Here is a 16,192-nt window from a genome sequence, read left to right on the forward strand (position 1 = left end):
GGCGTTTTTTTTATTTTAGCTGAAGTTAACTAGGAGGATCATTAATGACTCAAACATATAACTCTACCATAAGTGAAAATGACACAGAAACGAAATCCATCCAGCTTGAGATGTTATCAAAGGAATTCGAAGGCCATCTCGATATGGAAAAGTTCAAAAAGCGTTTTACAAAATGGCTAGATCGCAAAAGTGACTCAACCGAAGAACAGGCATCAAAAAAACTGATTCAGCTCGCTCTTGAAAATGTGGATATCGATGCTCCGGATTGGACGTTCGTCGCTGCAGCAGAACTGTTGAATACAATGTATAGGGATGCACAAGCCAATCGAGGTTATGAAGGCATGAGTTATGGCCCATTCTATGAGCTGATCACGGAACTCTCCCAGCTTTCAGAAGGTCAGCGTTATCCCATTTATAAATCAGAACTGCTATCTTCATATACGAAAGCGGAAATTGAGGAATTGGGTTCGGTGATCGACCCGGAAAAAGATAAATTATTCTCTTACATAGGCATCTACTTATTGAACGACCGCTATCTAGCCCGCCCACAAAAGGATAAGGTCTACGAACTGCCACAAGAACGTTTCATGATCATCGCGATGGAAATCATGCGATTGGAAAAAACGGAGCACCGCCTGCAACTTATAAAAGAAGCATACTGGGCCATGTCCAATCTTTTTATGACCGTTGCGACTCCTACACTCTCCAATGCAGGTAAAACACATGGACAGTTAAGCTCTTGCTTTATCGACGCAATTGAAGATTCCATTGACGGAATCTACCTATCAAACTATGATGCAGCAAAAGTATCTAAATTTGGCGGCGGTGTCGGTCTTTACGTCGGTAAGGTTCGCTCGCTTGGTTCTGATATCCGTGGTTTCTCTGGAAACAGTTCCGGCACGACCCCCTGGATTCGACTATTCAACCAGACAGCCGTGAGTGTCGATCAATTGGGTCAACGTAAAGGTGCCATCGCGATTTACTTGGATGCCTGGCATAAAGATATCATGAGCTTCCTCGATTTGAAGACACAAAACGGGGATGACAGATTAAAAGCCCATGATATTTTTACAGGTGTATGCATACCCGATTTATTCATGGAAGCTGTACGCGACAGAAAAGAATGGTATCTTTTCGATCCTCATACCGTTAAGCAAACCCTTGGATTTTCACTTGAAGATCTTTATGACGAGAAGAAAGGCGAAGGAAGCTTCAGGAATCATTATGCACTTGCTGTCGAGGCCGCAGAAAATGGCACGCTTCCAAACTATAGCTTCGAAAAAATCAATGCGATGGACATCATGAAAAGCATCATGATTTCTCAATTAGAAGAAGGCGTACCGTATATGTTCTACCGCGATGAAGTGAATCGGAAGAATCCCAATAAACATAAAGGTATGATTTATTGTTCTAACCTTTGCACGGAGATTGCCCAAAACCTAAGCCCTTCGACGATCACGGATGAATATGAAACAGAAGATGGAGATGTTGTCGTGGTTCGTAAAAGCGGCGATTTCGTTGTCTGCAACCTTTCATCCATTAACTTGCCCCAGGCGGTGGGCAGCGATGTTCTGGAAAGATTGATTCCCATCCAGATCCGCATGCTGGATAATGTCATTGATGTGAATAATCTTCCTGTCAAACAAGCATCCATCTCGAACAAACGTTACCGGGCAATTGGTTTAGGAACGTTTGGATGGCATCATTTACTTGCCACACAGAATATTTATTGGGAATCCGATGAGGCTGTTCACTATGCAGATGCTTTATACGAAAAGATCGCTTACTTAACAATCAAGGCATCCAACGAATTGGCCAAGGAAAAAGGATCATACCCATATTTTGAAGGATCTGATTGGCATACAGGGGACTATTTCGAACTGCGTGACTATACAGATCAAAAATGGATGGATTTAAAAGCAGACGTGCAGGAACATGGGACCCGTAATGGATATTTAATGGCCATTGCCCCGAATTCTTCGACAGCTAAAATCGGTAATTCCACGGATGGAATCGATCCTTTGTATGAAATTGAATTTTACGAAGAAAAGAAAAACTTCAAATTCAAGGTGACCGCGCCAGGCTTGACGCCAAATACGTATGAATATTATAAAAAGACGCGATTTAATTTGGACCAACTGGAAAGCATCAGGCAAAACGCAGCCCGCCAACGCCATATTGACCAAGCAATCAGCTTTAATCTGTATGTACACAATACAATCAAAGCGAAGGTCCTATTGGATATCCATTTAACGGCATGGGAAAGCGGATTGAAATCAACGTATTATGTACGTTCGACTTCTTCCGAATATGACAATGCCTGCGAAAGCTGTTCAAGTTAACGACAATCATAACCTAGTAATCTATTCTTAAAGGAGTTTTCACGAATGACCAATCATATCAAAAAGATTCGGATGCTCGAACCTACGCATCCAACCAAGGCAACCGGTGTTTTCAAAGGAGAAGCTTCAGGCTTCCTCCTTTGGAACGATATTCAGTATGAAAAATTCTATGATACCTATACACAGCTCATCAATAACTTTTGGAAGCCTTCGAGCGTGAACATGATTCAGGATAAAAAGCAGTGGGGCGAACTGGACGAAGATATCCAGGACGCTTTTCTCGATATCCTTACGATGATTGCTGGAATGGACAGTCTTCAAACGCCCACTCTAGTAGAAATCCTTCGGTACATCAAAGATCCGGCGGCAAAAGCTATCCTGGCCAACATGGCCCAGCAGGAATCGATCCATAATGAATCTTATTCCTATATCCTTGCTTCCTTGATTCCTGTAGGCAAGCAAAAACAGCTTTTCGACCGCATTAAAGAACATCCTGAAGTGATTAAGCGTAACCAACCGATCGTTGATGCTTATCAAACGTTCGTGGACGATCCCAGCCCTCAGCATTTATTCGAGGCACTGATCCATTCAACGAACCTTGAAGGGATATATTTCTATCTTGCTTTCGCCTTTTATTATAATTTAGGACGACAAAATTTAATGACTGGTTCAGCTACGATGATATCCTATATTCATCGCGATGAAATGGTCCATTTCGATTTCATTGGAATGCTCGTTCAAATCTTGATGTATGAATATCCTGAGTTAAATAATGAAGAAAACACGAAGTTCATCTATAAAACGATTGAAAAAGCAGTCGAACTCGAAAAAGAATGGTCTGAATATATGCTCGAAGATATCCAAACCAAAGCCGATCTCGATTTGGAAGAATTCAATGAGTACATCGAATATATCGCCAACAAACGGTTACGTATGCTAGGCCTTGAAAATTTGTATAAAGAGTATGGCGAGAATCCGATGCCATGGATCAAAACGTTCGATGATGAATCCATCGGACTTACCAAAACCGATTTCTTCGAACAGAAGTCAAGGACATACAGTCAAGTAAATGCCAGCAATGGGTTCGATGAGCTGTAAAGTTGCCATTGTCTATCATTCTGCCGGTGGCAATACAAAAGCGCTTGCTGAAGCCCTCGCTTCCCTTTTACCTGAAGCTGGACTATATCGAATGAATGAATTTGACTTACATACATTGCCGGATTACGATGCATTGATCGTCGGCACCTATACATGGGGAAATGGGGAGCTTCCTGCTAAATCAGCAGCCTTTTATAAAGAACTGGAACAGTTGCCTATTGCTTATCTGAAAACGGGAGTCTTCGGCACTGGTGAAACCAACTATCATCATTTTTGTGGGGCGGTCGATCATTTCCGGGACATGTTATTTGCCAAGAGCCAGTTATTGGTGACATTGAAGATAGAACAGATGTATCAAGAATCGGACTTGCCCAGACTTCAAAAGTTCGTCTCGCTATTCCAGAACTGACTGAAGGGGGATATGCGTTTTCGCATATCCCCTTTCAGTGTTTTTTAAAAAAACTTGGCTCCCACTATCGTAGCAGCGGTAAGCATGAATTATAATGGAAGAAAAAAGGAGATACTATCCAATGACTGAAAATATAACCCAGTTCCTGCCTATCCTTTTTATGCTAGTGCTTGTCGCATTCGTTATATTCATCGTGTTTTTCCTTGCAGGGCATTTTAATCGTTCTAAACGGATCGAAGAAAAATTGGACAAAGCATTAAAGGAAATGGCCGAAAAAAAGGAAAAATAAAAAGACTCCAAAATCGGAGTCTTTTGTTTATATGCGTTCAATTATTTTTGAACGTTAGCTGCTTGTGGTCCACGAGCGCCTTGCTCGATTTCGAAAGAAACTTCTTGGCCTTCTTCAAGCGTTTTGAAGCCTTCGCCTTGGATAGCTGAGAAATGTACGAATACATCGTCTTGGCCTTCAACTTCGATGAAACCGAAACCTTTTTCTGCGTTAAACCATTTTACTTTACCTTGTACCATGATAGTTCCTCCTGTGTTTGGAAAAATCCATTTTATTACTATTTTTGGTTCTGGATAATGTTTCAAGAGGAATCCTATTACAGTAAATCCTTCTATCAAACTTATTCCGAACAAAAATAATTACTTATATTATATCATGGAAAATCCTAAAAAAACAAGATTATCGCAGTAAATCAACCGACAAATTATCCTAAAATTCTACATTTTTCTCTTCCTGCTTTGTCGGAAGCCTTCGTCCAATAAGTAGCGCTCCGCCTCTACTGGACTCTCGAAACACTCCTCAAGGTTCGAGCCTGAATACACATTCCAAAGCAGGTCTTCCCTTTCAAGTGTAAGCTCTTGCTTTTCAGGGCCAATCCATGTCCCTTCCAACCTAGCGAACTCGTTTTCCTCTTCTTCGAATTCAACCGGAGGTTCAGATAGGTAATCGACGCTTTTTTGGATCAATTCTTTTAATTCCGCTTCATTATAGTCACGAATATTGATAAAACCTTTACGGTCAGTGTCTTTTTTTCTCATATGCCCTGCATAAACGAATCCATTTCCATTGGGATGCAAGTGCTGAACGACGATCTTTTTCTCCTGGACGCTATCTGGATAATGGAAGTTCACACGTCCCAATGAAACATCTTTTCGCTGTAATTCCGGAAAAGTTTCAATGATGCTCAATTTTTCTTCAAATGTTAACAAATTTCTTCCTCATTTCATTAGTTCATATTGTTTGTCGATTATAACACAGACTGAATAGAAACAATAATCTCCCTCTTCCATTATAATGTAATGAAAGGGAGTGATAAGATTTGATCATGAAAATTCGGAATCTGGACTCCGATTACGGCCAGCAGCTTTTTAAACTTCAGAAAGAGGCGTATAAGGTGGAAGCGGATATGATCGGGTTTGCCGATATACCTCCTCTATTGGAAAAATATGAACAATTCATTCATTGTCATGAAACGTTTTTATGCTACTTAAAGGGTGATGCCTTAGCGGGTGCACTATCTTTTACAAAAGAGAATGGTCAAATACTGATTTGCCGAATGGTCGTCCATCCTGATTATTTTCGGCAGGGTATCGCGGATGCACTATTGCATGCTCTTCAATTACACGGCGACTGGGAAAAGATATCCGTTTCAACCGGTAAAATGAACCTGCCTGCACGGAGCCTTTACGAAAAAAACGGCTTCACACATAAAGAAGACATAGAAGCCTCACCTCACTTTTTCATAAGCATATTCGAGAAAAAGCATTCATTTTATGTATGTCACGATAAAAAGCATAAGAAATGAAATGACAATGATTACGGCAACCCATAGCCAGGCTAATGTCATATTCCCGGAGTCCATGGCGATATAAATCGCAGTCGGTATGGTTTGTGTCTGTCCGGGAATGTTTCCGGCAAACATGAGTGTCGCTCCGAATTCCCCCAACGCACGAGCAGAACTCAAGATGGCACCTGTGACAATGGATTTGACCGCCAATGGAAGGGATACATTCAGGAACAAACTCCACTCGCCGGCCCCGTCAACCCTTGCTGCGTTTTCGATTTCTTCATCTATACCTTCAAAGCCCGTTTTAGCGGATTGGTACATAAGAGGAAACGCTACCACAGTAGATGCAATGACCGCTGCCCACCAAGTGAACATCAGGGGCTGATCAAAAACCCTTTCAATGAATTGTCCCGGCACTCCACTCTTGCCAAAAATCACAATCAATAAAAACCCAACGACGGAAGGCGGCAAAACAAGCGGCAATAAAAACGCTGTTTCCAATAGGACTCTTCCCCTGAATTGCTTTTTAGCCATCATTCGCGCCAGGATAATTCCTAAAATGAAAACAAGGATACCCGATAGTCCCGCTACTTGTATCGATAGCCTGACTGGTGACCAAAAATCCCCTGTCATGATACTATCCGCACATCATTGTTAAATATCGGCCTATGCATGTCCTTGTTCGCCATCATTACCCAAACGGATTCTTTTTCATTAAAGGCAGATTTCATTTCATTTTCTCCCTTTCCTTTTAAAATAACATTTAAGTTTATTTTTCTTGACATCTTGCTGACACAAAGAAACGTTAAAGTAAGAGTATCACAAAGATAAAAATAAATTCATTCCAATAAACTTGAAAACTTTGAAGGGGTCGATTTTAATGGTAACAATTTATACTACTCCAAGCAGTTTAGCCTGTCGTAAAGCAAAAGCTTGGCTTAAGAAGAACGAAATTTCCTTTAATGAACGCAACTTATATTCCCAACCTCTTTCTATAGAAGAAATAAAAGAGATTTTACGTAAAACGGAAGGCGGGACAGATGAAATCATCTCAACCCGTTCAAAAAAATTCAAAAGCCTGCATATCGATATAAATAATACACCACTTAATGATCTTTGCAAGCTTATTCAAGATAACCCGGATTTACTTCGCCGGCCAATCATTTTTGACCATAAGAACTTGCATGCAGGATATAATGAAGAAGAAATGGGACGCTTCCTTCCAAGGAAAGTCCGTCATGTACAATTATGGCGTGCAATCAGCCAATTGGCTTAATAGTTAGCATCCTGCATAATAAGAGGGTTGTCCATTACATCGGACAACCCTTTTTTATACCTGATCCGCTTTCTCTATGACAATCGTGAAGGTGGTGCCTTGTTCATCGCTATCCTTAAGCACTAGATCACCCTTTTGCGCTTTTGCGAGCATCTTACTGAATGGCAGTCCCAAACCTAAACCACGTACCTTCAACTTTTTGTTTTCACCACGATAAAATGGTTCGAACACAAATTGTTGTTCATGTTTTGGGATCCCCCGGCCACTGTCCAGTACATCAATGCAGATTCGTTCTTCATCCTTTTCATAAAGGTGAATCGCTATTTTCCCTTTGCCATCAAGTGCATGCCTGGCATTATTCAAAAGGTTAATGACGATTTGCTGCATCCGCAATGAATCAATTTGACCAAAGACCGGTTCATCAGGAACTTTTATCTCAAGAGCGAACGCTTGATCATCATCCTGGGTCACCTGCCAGCGATAGGCGATTTCCTTGATGAATATATTGATATTCTCTTTTTGCAGCCGAATTTTAAAAGCACCTGCCGATATGGCATTATAATTGAGTAAATCCTCTATCATACCTTGTAAACGTTGAGTTTCCTTTAAGGAAATATCGAGGAATTCCTTACTTTGCTCTCCCTTGACGACATCATCCCTAACCGCTTGTATCAGTCCGCTAATGGAAGTGACTGGCGTTTTCAAATCATGAGTTACGCCTGCAAGCAATTCCGCCCTCAACTTCTCCATGACCTTCAATCGATTGGTCATTTCCTTAAATGATTCTATCAGTTCATAAATTTCTTCTTCCTTGATTTCCTCTTCCTCTTTGAAATGGATATCATAGTTGCCTTCACGAACCTGGACAGCGGCGTTAGCTACGTCCTGGATGGGACGTGAAATCTGCCTGGAAAGAAAATAAATGACCCCCGTTCCGAGAATCAGTAGGCCTCCAATCATGATCGCCAACAAGCCATGATCTTGGTTGATTTCCTTCAATGCCCCTTCTTCCTGTGCAATGACCACCCAGCCTCTCGTCTCATCATTAAACGTAATGGGGGATTTGACGACATATACTTTGTTGTCGGAAATCTTGACCTTCTGGATTAATTCCTTATTTTTCATGATGACGTCCGGGAGTTTATTTTCATCCGGATCGATATACAATTGTGGCATCGTATATATGATGGTGGCATCGGGATCGACGATATAGATGATTGGCTGTTGGTTCAGATGAAGGATTTTCTCCCTTTCCTCTACAATTTCCGAAAGGATCGGGCCAACGACAATCTGACCATTTTCCTTAATCGCCCGATCGGATGTTTCATCAGCTAAGTACTTTAGAAGGCTAAGCCTATATTCCAAAGCCGTTTTTTCCATCCACCATAAGGAAAAAACAGACAATAAGATCAAACCGGAAATCAAGGTCAATACGTATCTCTTAGTCCAATAGCGTTGTAAAGTGGTTCTTTTTTTTAGTTTTCATAGACACTCAATTGATACCCCAATCCTCGCAATGTTTTTATTTCCCCCTCAGTTACAGGCCATGCATCTATCGCCTTCCTGATCCGTTTGATCGCCAGGTCCACCGCACGGTCACTGCCGTCATAATCCATGCCCCACACTTGGTCGAGCAGCTGTTCTCTCGTGAAAATTTGATTAGGGTGCTTAGCGAAAAAAACGAGCAGCGACAAATCACGCGGCGTCAAGTTTATCTCTTCCCCATTCAAATGCACCATATAAGACAGATCATCGATGGTTAAACTCCCAAACTCATGTACATGACCATCTTCCGTTACAACCGATGAGGATCTTCTTAAAACGGCATGCACCCGGGCCACGACTTCTTCGGCAACGAAAGGTTTGGAGATGTAATCATCAGCGCCTGACTTAAATCCCGATAATCTGTAATCGACATCTGTCAGTGCAGTCAACATGATAACCGGACATGTATCGTCCTCCCGAATTTCCTTCAATATATCCCAGCCTTCCTTACCCGGCAGCATGACATCAAGCAGGACAAGGTCTGGCTTCGTTTCTTCAAATACCGGAATGGCCTTTAGCCCATCGTAAACTTGGACTACATCAAAACCCTCACGCTCCAAATATGCTTTCAATACCATCGATATGGCGATTTCATCTTCTACTACAAGAATTTTCTTCATTTATGGATTCCTCCTTCCTGAATTATAGTGGAATCATTTTGTATATGCTAACCATTAAAATCACCAAGCATTTTACCCCAATCTTACCCTTTTTATGTGTCAGGATTATGTTCGCAGTAAAATTAACCGATGTTTTCACTTAGTAATTATGTGCAAGTGATCTCGATTCATTTTAACAGGAATGCTGCTATATGGTCGTAAAAATCATACAGGAAAAACTATGGTCTTCTTATTAAACTTTTAAGAGGCTGGCTCTATACTGAGCCAGCCTTTTTCAATTACATGTCTCGTGCGGATTGGGACAGCCCGCTTCCTGTCTTTCCACTTGGATCGTGCTATGTTCGATCCCAAACCGATCGTGAAGTAGTTTTTGCGCTTCTGCCAAAACTGAATCGTGATTACCGCTCTCATCTATGACAACATGGCAGCTCATTGTCAAAAAACCAGAGGTGATCGTCCAGATATGGAGATCATGGACATCGGATACTCCGACCAATCCCATCAAGGATGCTTTCACTTCATCCATATCGACTTGGTCCGGTGTGCCCTCCATCAAGATATGGAAAGAATCCCTTACTACCCTAAAACCGCTGATAATAATTAAAATCGCGACTATGACACTTGCAATCGGATCTGCAATTCCCCAATCGAAAAAATAAATCAAGAGGGCTGCCGCAATGGCACCCACAGATCCAAGCATATCACCAATAACATGTAAAAAAGCACTCCGTACATTCAGATTGTCTTCCTTATCTCCGCTCATTAAAATCCAGGCGGCGATGATATTAACAAGTAAGCCGATGATTGAAATCATCAGCATTCCCAAGCTTTGCACCTCAGGGGGATCCAGGAACCTCTTAATTGCCTCTACGAAAATGAATACGGATATGACGATCAAGGTCAATCCATTCAAACAAGCAGCAATGATTTCAAACCGTTTATATCCAAACGATTTGAAAGATGTCGCTTTCCTCTCCCCCAACCTTATCGCAGTATAACTAAGTCCTAAGGCTGCCGCATCGCTAAGCATGTGACCTGCATCCGACAGTAAAGCCAAACTATTTGTCAAGAAACCACCAATGACCTCGACTATCATAAATGTGGAGATTAATAAGAAAGATGCCAACAATGCTTTTTTATTGTTAGAATGGTGGTGGTGTCCGTGCCCATGATCATGGGAGTGACCATGATGATGTCCCATGCCATCCCTCCTCTCGGATTTGAAACTTATATATAGTATGGGATAAATCCAGAATGGTTTCAAATGATTCATTCCCGGGATTAACTGAAAAAAAAAGGTTGGTGAAAACCAGCAGGACGAGACCTTTTGCGAAAAACCAAAATTCTGCCTTCAACCATTCCAAAGTAAAAATAAACGCTACAGACATTTCCTGCAGCGTTTTTCCCGTTTATCTATCCTCTTGCATCGTATCATCGACAATGGCGTGCAGATCCTTATTAAACAATTCATCATTACAGACAAGACTATGCCGTTCCATCTCTTCCTGCTCTTGACTTACCTGTACCAGTTCCTTTTCCTTCATAACGTACCTCCAGCATCATGATGTTTGCCTATTATCGTATCCACAGGCATGTACCTTTATGCTCAACTTTTCCCCATACTTCATCATTTATAAACGTATTAGGCATGCTGCCCGCCATGGAAGGCACGTATAATGAATTCATGCTCTGGAACTTGTAAACTTTGATACGATAACAGGAACGATGTATTATCATAGGCGACTTTTTCAAGCTTTACCTGTATACCGGTATTTTCAATCGTAACAATGGCATAAGGAGCAACTGGTTCACCATTGCAGCCAAGAGAACCAGGGTTCAGGAATATCGTTCGGTCATTTTTAAAGAGGTGGATAGGATGATGATGTCCAAATCCTATTAAATCGTGATGCTGATCTTTGAAAAGCATTTCCACGTTATTTAAATTCGGTTCAACTATTTTACTAAATGGATTTTGGCTTATGTGCTCATTCAATTTCTTCGATTCCATGTGATAATGGGTGAAGTAAACGGAGTGATCATTAATGATATGATGTATGGTTCGAGGCAATTTTTCCAATTCATTTATGAATTTCCGCTGCATCCTTTCAGCTATCCATTCATGATGCTCCTTTACATGAATATGACCGTCCGGATGCGGCTCCCCGTTAATGATGGCCAGGACAGCTTCATCATGATTTCCAGTTATCATCGATAAATCATTTCTTGAAAATAAAAGTTCAAGGACTTCATTTGTATCAGGGCCAATCCCGACCATATCTCCCAAACAATAGAGACGATCTATATCTTCCCTTTGATCAATATCCCTAAGAACGGCTTTTAACGCTGAAGCATTTCCATGCACATCCGTTATAATGGCAACTTTCATGACTTAATTCAGCTCCCTTCCCCCACAATCCACATGGTATATTATAACATTTAAAGTGAAATCAAAAAAATATTCGGGCTTATTTCCCCTTATTTCCCACGCCCATTTTTTATGAATAAGCAAACACTTCGGCCTAGAATACATAGTATGAAGTATTCCCGGTAAAGATGTTTTGCTAGGTATGTAATTCATAATATGTATTGAGGAGGAAATCAAATGGGTGGAAATGGTAACGATTGTTGTGGCGGTGGCTTCAGCGGTTTCGATAATGGATTTGCATTGCTTATCGTATTATTCATCTTGTTGATCATCATCGGATGCAGTTGGGGATTCGGCGGCGGCGGCGGTGGATGCTGCTAATAATGACATAAATCAAAAAGGCGCCTGTTCAAGGCGCCTTCTTTGTTATGAATTGACTTTTAGTTTTTGTCTTTGCTTTTGTTTTTGAGTCTTCATAATGAACCAAATGATTATAAGTGCGATGGGGATAAGCAAGAAATTCGCATATTGTGAAAAGATGGCTCCTGCCTGCTCCCATCTCGGTCCTAACTTATACCCTAGATAAACATAAACGCTTGTAACAGGAAGCATCGCCATATAGGTATATAAAATGAATTTCCAAATACTCATTTTCAATATTCCGCATGGCAGCGAAACGGCGGTACGAATTCCTGGTACAAACCGTCCAAAGAAGGCAATTCCCCCACCAAACCTTTCAAAGAATCGGTCAGCCTTATTCAACTGCTCATCTTTGATCAAAAAGTATTTCCCGAACTTTAATACAAGCGGTCTCCCGCCATACTTGCCTAAAGCATAAAGCGTCAATGGGCCCGTTACCCCACCAAACGAACCGGCAAGGATAGTCAAGTATAAATTCATATCACCTTGATAAACCCAGTATCCAGCCAGTGGCAAAATTATTTCAGCAGGAATGAATTCAAAAGTCAAAGCTAGCAACACACCGAAATAGGATAAAGATTTAAACGCTTCAATCATATCCATTATTAAAGTTTCCATAGAGGTTTCCCCTTTTCTATCTTTTATTACATATAAAAGGGGTGCTCCCAGATTGATTCTGGGCACCCCTTGATTTCAAAAAGGACATTCTCCATTGTATCACAAGTTCAATCACATTTTTCCAAAATGTTATCCTAAAACAATGTACCTGATGGAGTCCATTTTATGTTATCGGGCTATTCACATAAGAACTCAGATTGTATGAAGAATGATCTTATAATTTCAGATGGTCCAGAAATGAAAGAAGCTTGAGGACGAATTCACCTCAAGCTTTCGGTAGTTTACCAAGGAATAAACCCATGAACTAATGACAAGATGGGCCCCTCCGCTCTCAAATCATAAAAGGGGCAGAGAGCCTGCTCAATCCATCCTCCATTTGTTTTTTCGCATCTTTCATCATGCCATCAAGTAATTCCTTTACCGTGGGTATATCGTCAATCAATCCGGCGACCTGGCCGCTGTTCATGAAACCATTGTTAACATCGCCGTTCATCGCCCCATTAATATGATGGACTTCAGAGGTCATTTCACGATAATTCACAGGAGACAGTCCCTGTTTTTCCAAATCCAGGACTTTCTCGGTATATGGGTCCTTCAATACTCTTCTGACCTGGCCAAATGTTCTGCCCAAAATTACCGTATCAGTGCCCATCGCTTCGATTAGTTTCTGCTTATATGACGGATGAAACGGTCCTTCTTGTGTAGCGATCAGCCTGGTCCCTAATTGGACTCCTGAAGCCCCCAGCATCAATGCAGCTGCCAAACCCTGTCCATTGCCTATCCCGCCAGCGGCCAAAACTGGCAGCGTCACATGCTTGCTGATTTGCGGAATGAGTGTAAAGGTCGTCATTTCCAGGTCCGAATTGATGCCGGCAGCTTCAAACCCTTCTGCTACCAACACATCAGCCCCTGCAGCTTGCGCTTTTTGCGCGTGCTTGACCGACGCAACGATGGCGATCACTTTTACATTCTTTTTTTGTAATAGTGGAATGAACGGGGCAGGATTTCCTGCAGATAAGGAAACTACAGGTATATCATGCTTCAGGACAAGATTCACTAACTCATCAGTATATGGACTAACGTTTATTGGAATGTTCAACGCAAAATTGTTATTGGTTTTATCTTTGGTTTCGAGAATGATGGCTTCTACTTGTTCAGGATTCATGGTACCGCACCCTATTGTCCCTAGTCCCCCTGCATTTGAAACTGCAGCCGCAAGACTTGCATTGCTTATATTCCCCATGCCGCCTTGAATAATAGGATATTTTATCGCAAAAAGTTCACAAATATATTTCACTTTCATCCCTCCCTGTCAATTTAATGTTATACTATATTCATTAGAAAAACAATTCTGACTTTTTAAAAAAGGAGCGAGACTATGATTATTCCGTATAATAATAAAAAACCATCCATTGATGATACTGTTTTCGTGGCACCTGGCGCTCATTTAATCGGTGATATTGCGATTGGGAAAGACTCTACCATTTGGTTTAATGCCGTACTGCGCGGTGATGAAGATTCAATTACAATAGGAGAAAAATGCAGTATACAAGATAACTCCACCATTCATTTATTTGAAGGATGCCCAGTTGTCATTGAAGACGAAGTGACGGTTGGTCACAATGTTATCCTGCATGGTTGTAAAATAGGCAAACGATCCATTATTGGTATGGGTTCAACGATATTGGATAATGTAGAGATCGGCGAAGAATGCATCATCGGAGCGAACACATTGATTTCCTCTGGCAAAATTATACCTCCACGTTCACTGGTTATTGGTTCCCCAGGGAAAGTGGTTCGAAGATTGAATAATAAAGATCTTGAATTGATCCAAATTTCTATCGATACATATGTTCAAAAAGGGAAAGACTTCAAAGGGATACTTGATTAATTATTGCAGAAGTCGAAAATGATAAAGTGAAAAGAGCTTCTGCAAGTCGTCATTAGCGACTGGCTGAAGCTCTTTTTCACTTTATGATAAGTGGATGATCCTTGGCATCATAGGTTTCGTCTTTCCGGCATAAATCATTATTTTCCTGAAATACGCTTTCAAAGAAACGGCTTGCTGGTTCAGCCAAGACTTGATAATACTGGCTAAATAAAAGAGCAGCATGATTCCCATTCCACTTTGAAGGCAGAAGTTCCTTTGGCAGGCCAGGATCGATAAATAAAAATTTACGGTATTCATGCACCAAGTTCGTTCGTTCCACAAAACAATCGGCATCTGACATTTCACCCCTGTTAATGATGCTTTGATGAACGATGAATTGTTTGCTGTATTTCTCGATGAATTCTTCATATTTATTTTCAATCTCTTCCAAATGCCAGCTTTTCTCTACAAGCGATTGGTTTTCTTTTGGACCTTTGTACTCCGAAATGAAAAAATCAACATATTCTTTGATGTCATATTTCTCGATCAAGCGATTGATTTGTTTCTCCAAATCATTAGGGGAAATCCAGCAACCACTTGAAAAACTGCCAAACCCGCTCCATAATAATTCTTTACGGAGATCATCCCGTAATTGCCGCTTATCTTCAGGGATCGTGTACATTAAGATACGCCATTTACCGTCCCATTCATTCGGTTTCATCTTATATATTCGATTGGCCGCTTCATCCATTCTCTGCACACCGCGATCAGTCAAAAAGTAATAGCTTTTATTTCCCTGCTTCTCTGACTGAATCCATCCTTGCTTGACCATTCGTGAAACGGCTACACGTACGCCCTGCTCATTATGGCCGAATTCCTTCAATAAACGAATTAAACTGCCTATCCAGATTTTATTTCCATAGTTACGGATATAATCGCCGTATATCGTAAAAATCATGGATTGAGTGTTAGTACCTATCTTTCTCACCTCGCCCTTACATTGTTACTATTTTCACACGGAAGACATAATAATTATTATATCTTTTTAAAAAGAAAGCGCAATATTATTCACCAGTAAATCGTGCTTTTCTCCGTTCGTTAAATGCAAGGAGCGCTTCCAATCTGTCTTGAGTCGGGATGGTCAATTCATAGGCCTTTGCAAGTCCGTATTCAGTCCTTGGTCAATCGCATATTTGGCTTGTTTGACTGCAATCGGCCCATTTTTCATGATATTGGCTGCCAATTCCTCACAGGCTGACATAAGTTGATCCCTTGGCACGACCCTCAAAAGGATCCCTAATTGACATGCCTCTTCTGCAGTCAGTTTTTTAGCCGTGAAGATCAATTCCTTCGCTTTCATTTCCCCAATCAATCTCGGCAGCCGCTGTGTACCGCCTGCCCCAGGAATAATGGCCCAGCTAGTTTCAGTGAGCCCCAAAGAAACACCTTCGGCAGCAATTGCAAAGTCACATGAAAGCAGCCATTCAAATCCTCCCCCCAATGCATATCCATTGACGGCAGCTATCGTTGGCTGCGGAAGCCCTGCGATACTATTAAAAACATCGCGAATCGCTTTAACGTTCCTTCTTACTTCCGCATCATTCAAAGACTTCCTTTCTTTCAAATCCGCTCCCGCGCTGAAGGCTTTTTCCCCAGCACCGGTGAAAACGACGACACGGATATCGCCGTCATAATAAACTGCATCGATTACTTCCTGCAGTTCACAAAGTGTCTCATAGTCGAAGCAGTTCAATACGTCGGGCCGATTCACTGTTATGTAGCCAATTTGATTTATCACTTTATATATAACCTTGGACATGAGTCTCCTCCCCC

Annotated in this window: 19 protein-coding genes and 1 pseudogene; 8 read left to right on the forward strand and 12 right to left on the reverse strand. The window is 41.3% G+C overall.

The window, feature by feature from the left end; all coding sequences use genetic code 11:
* Positions 1-44 precede the first annotated feature (44 nt).
* The 4 genes from ACFX4I_RS11210 to ACFX4I_RS11225 all read left to right on the forward strand — a co-directional run bounded on the left by ACFX4I_RS11210 (position 45) and on the right by ACFX4I_RS11225 (position 4,138).
* Entirely contained in the window at positions 45-2,342 is a 2,298-nt protein-coding gene (locus ACFX4I_RS11210) for a ribonucleoside-diphosphate reductase subunit alpha (protein ID WP_377420618.1), read from the forward strand.
* A 45-nt stretch (positions 2,343-2,387) separates the two neighbouring features.
* The gene (locus tag ACFX4I_RS11215; protein ID WP_098372568.1) at positions 2,388-3,440 is read left to right on the forward strand and encodes a ribonucleotide-diphosphate reductase subunit beta; all 1,053 of its coding nucleotides are present in this window, start codon (positions 2,388-2,390) and stop codon (positions 3,438-3,440) included.
* On the forward strand, positions 3,430-3,849 hold the full coding sequence (locus ACFX4I_RS11220; protein WP_377420620.1) for a flavodoxin domain-containing protein: 420 nt from the start codon (positions 3,430-3,432) through the stop codon (positions 3,847-3,849). The genes ACFX4I_RS11215 and ACFX4I_RS11220 overlap by 11 nt, the downstream gene beginning before the upstream one ends.
* 121 nt (positions 3,850-3,970) lie before the next feature.
* Positions 3,971-4,138, forward strand: a complete 168-nt coding sequence (locus tag ACFX4I_RS11225) for a hypothetical protein (protein WP_260284481.1) — start codon at positions 3,971-3,973, stop codon at positions 4,136-4,138.
* A 41-nt stretch (positions 4,139-4,179) separates the two neighbouring features.
* Here the strand turns inward: ACFX4I_RS11225 and ACFX4I_RS11230 are convergent, their stop codons facing one another.
* A complete protein-coding gene (locus ACFX4I_RS11230) occupies positions 4,180-4,377 on the reverse strand; it encodes a cold-shock protein (RefSeq protein WP_028393295.1) in 198 nt (65 codons plus the stop codon).
* A 198-nt stretch (positions 4,378-4,575) separates the two neighbouring features.
* The gene (locus ACFX4I_RS11235) at positions 4,576-5,067 is read right to left on the reverse strand and encodes a hypothetical protein (protein ID WP_230302258.1); all 492 of its coding nucleotides are present in this window, start codon (positions 5,065-5,067) and stop codon (positions 4,576-4,578) included.
* A 116-nt stretch (positions 5,068-5,183) separates the two neighbouring features.
* Between ACFX4I_RS11235 and ACFX4I_RS11240 the strand changes: the two genes are divergently transcribed.
* Positions 5,184-5,663 carry a GNAT family N-acetyltransferase gene (locus ACFX4I_RS11240; RefSeq protein ID WP_377420699.1) on the forward strand — a complete coding sequence of 160 codons (480 nt, stop codon included), beginning with the start codon at positions 5,184-5,186 and terminating at the stop codon, positions 5,661-5,663.
* Here ACFX4I_RS11240 and modB read toward each other — a convergent pair.
* Positions 5,625-6,278 (reverse strand): molybdate ABC transporter permease subunit, encoded by a 654-nt coding sequence (gene modB / locus ACFX4I_RS11245; RefSeq protein ID WP_377420622.1) that lies wholly within the window; start codon positions 6,276-6,278, stop codon positions 5,625-5,627. The genes ACFX4I_RS11240 and modB overlap by 39 nt on opposite strands.
* 247 nt (positions 6,279-6,525) lie before the next feature.
* Here modB and spx point away from each other — a divergent pair, with 247 nt between their 5' ends.
* The gene (gene spx / locus ACFX4I_RS11250; RefSeq protein ID WP_230302260.1) at positions 6,526-6,921 is read left to right on the forward strand and encodes a transcriptional regulator Spx; all 396 of its coding nucleotides are present in this window, start codon (positions 6,526-6,528) and stop codon (positions 6,919-6,921) included.
* Positions 6,922-6,975: 54 nt separating this feature from the next.
* Here spx and ACFX4I_RS11255 read toward each other — a convergent pair whose 3' ends face one another.
* The 5 genes from ACFX4I_RS11255 to ACFX4I_RS11275 form a co-directional block, all read right to left on the reverse strand.
* Entirely contained in the window at positions 6,976-8,352 is a 1,377-nt protein-coding gene (locus ACFX4I_RS11255) for a HAMP domain-containing sensor histidine kinase (RefSeq protein ID WP_377420624.1), read from the reverse strand.
* Between the two features lie 44 nt (positions 8,353-8,396).
* Positions 8,397-9,086 (reverse strand): response regulator transcription factor, encoded by a 690-nt coding sequence (locus tag ACFX4I_RS11260; RefSeq protein WP_053534009.1) that lies wholly within the window; start codon positions 9,084-9,086, stop codon positions 8,397-8,399.
* A 274-nt stretch (positions 9,087-9,360) separates the two neighbouring features.
* On the reverse strand, positions 9,361-10,287 hold the full coding sequence (locus ACFX4I_RS11265; RefSeq protein WP_377420626.1) for a cation diffusion facilitator family transporter: 927 nt from the start codon (positions 10,285-10,287) through the stop codon (positions 9,361-9,363).
* A 208-nt stretch (positions 10,288-10,495) separates the two neighbouring features.
* Complete coding sequence (locus tag ACFX4I_RS11270) at positions 10,496-10,630, reverse strand: hypothetical protein (RefSeq protein ID WP_283932657.1); 135 nt, start codon at positions 10,628-10,630, stop codon at positions 10,496-10,498.
* A gap of 98 nt (positions 10,631-10,728) precedes the next feature.
* Positions 10,729-11,472: a metallophosphoesterase family protein gene (locus tag ACFX4I_RS11275; RefSeq protein ID WP_230302813.1), complete on the reverse strand. Its 744-nt coding sequence runs from the start codon at positions 11,470-11,472 to the stop codon at positions 10,729-10,731.
* Positions 11,473-11,688: 216 nt separating this feature from the next.
* Here ACFX4I_RS11275 and ACFX4I_RS11280 point away from each other — a divergent pair, with 216 nt between their 5' ends.
* Positions 11,689-11,832 (forward strand): YjcZ family sporulation protein, encoded by a 144-nt coding sequence (locus tag ACFX4I_RS11280; protein WP_230302812.1) that lies wholly within the window; start codon positions 11,689-11,691, stop codon positions 11,830-11,832.
* A 45-nt stretch (positions 11,833-11,877) separates the two neighbouring features.
* On the opposite strand, the gene ACFX4I_RS11285 is transcribed toward ACFX4I_RS11280, so the two are convergent.
* Positions 11,878-12,489 carry a DedA family protein gene (locus tag ACFX4I_RS11285; RefSeq protein WP_377420629.1) on the reverse strand — a complete coding sequence of 204 codons (612 nt, stop codon included), beginning with the start codon at positions 12,487-12,489 and terminating at the stop codon, positions 11,878-11,880.
* A 331-nt stretch (positions 12,490-12,820) separates the two neighbouring features.
* Positions 12,821-13,786 carry an NAD(P)H-dependent flavin oxidoreductase gene (locus tag ACFX4I_RS11290; protein ID WP_230302810.1) on the reverse strand — a complete coding sequence of 322 codons (966 nt, stop codon included), beginning with the start codon at positions 13,784-13,786 and terminating at the stop codon, positions 12,821-12,823.
* 81 nt (positions 13,787-13,867) lie between these two features.
* On the opposite strand from ACFX4I_RS11290, the gene ACFX4I_RS11295 reads away from it, so the two are divergent.
* Positions 13,868-14,380 carry a gamma carbonic anhydrase family protein gene (locus ACFX4I_RS11295; protein ID WP_230302809.1) on the forward strand — a complete coding sequence of 171 codons (513 nt, stop codon included), beginning with the start codon at positions 13,868-13,870 and terminating at the stop codon, positions 14,378-14,380.
* Between the two features lie 76 nt (positions 14,381-14,456).
* On the opposite strand, the gene paaX is transcribed toward ACFX4I_RS11295, so the two are convergent.
* Together paaX and ACFX4I_RS11305 are read right to left on the reverse strand one after the other, a co-directional pair.
* Positions 14,457-15,338 carry a phenylacetic acid degradation operon negative regulatory protein PaaX gene (gene paaX / locus ACFX4I_RS11300; protein ID WP_142244574.1) on the reverse strand — a complete coding sequence of 294 codons (882 nt, stop codon included), beginning with the start codon at positions 15,336-15,338 and terminating at the stop codon, positions 14,457-14,459.
* Between the two features lie 85 nt (positions 15,339-15,423).
* A pseudogene (locus ACFX4I_RS11305) lies at positions 15,424-16,178 on the reverse strand (enoyl-CoA hydratase-related protein).
* Between the last annotated feature and the right edge of the window lie 14 nt (positions 16,179-16,192).

This window comes from Peribacillus sp. YIM B13472 (assembly GCF_042788005.1).
In the GTDB taxonomy this organism is placed as follows: domain Bacteria; phylum Bacillota; class Bacilli; order Bacillales; family DSM-1321; genus Peribacillus; species Peribacillus simplex_E.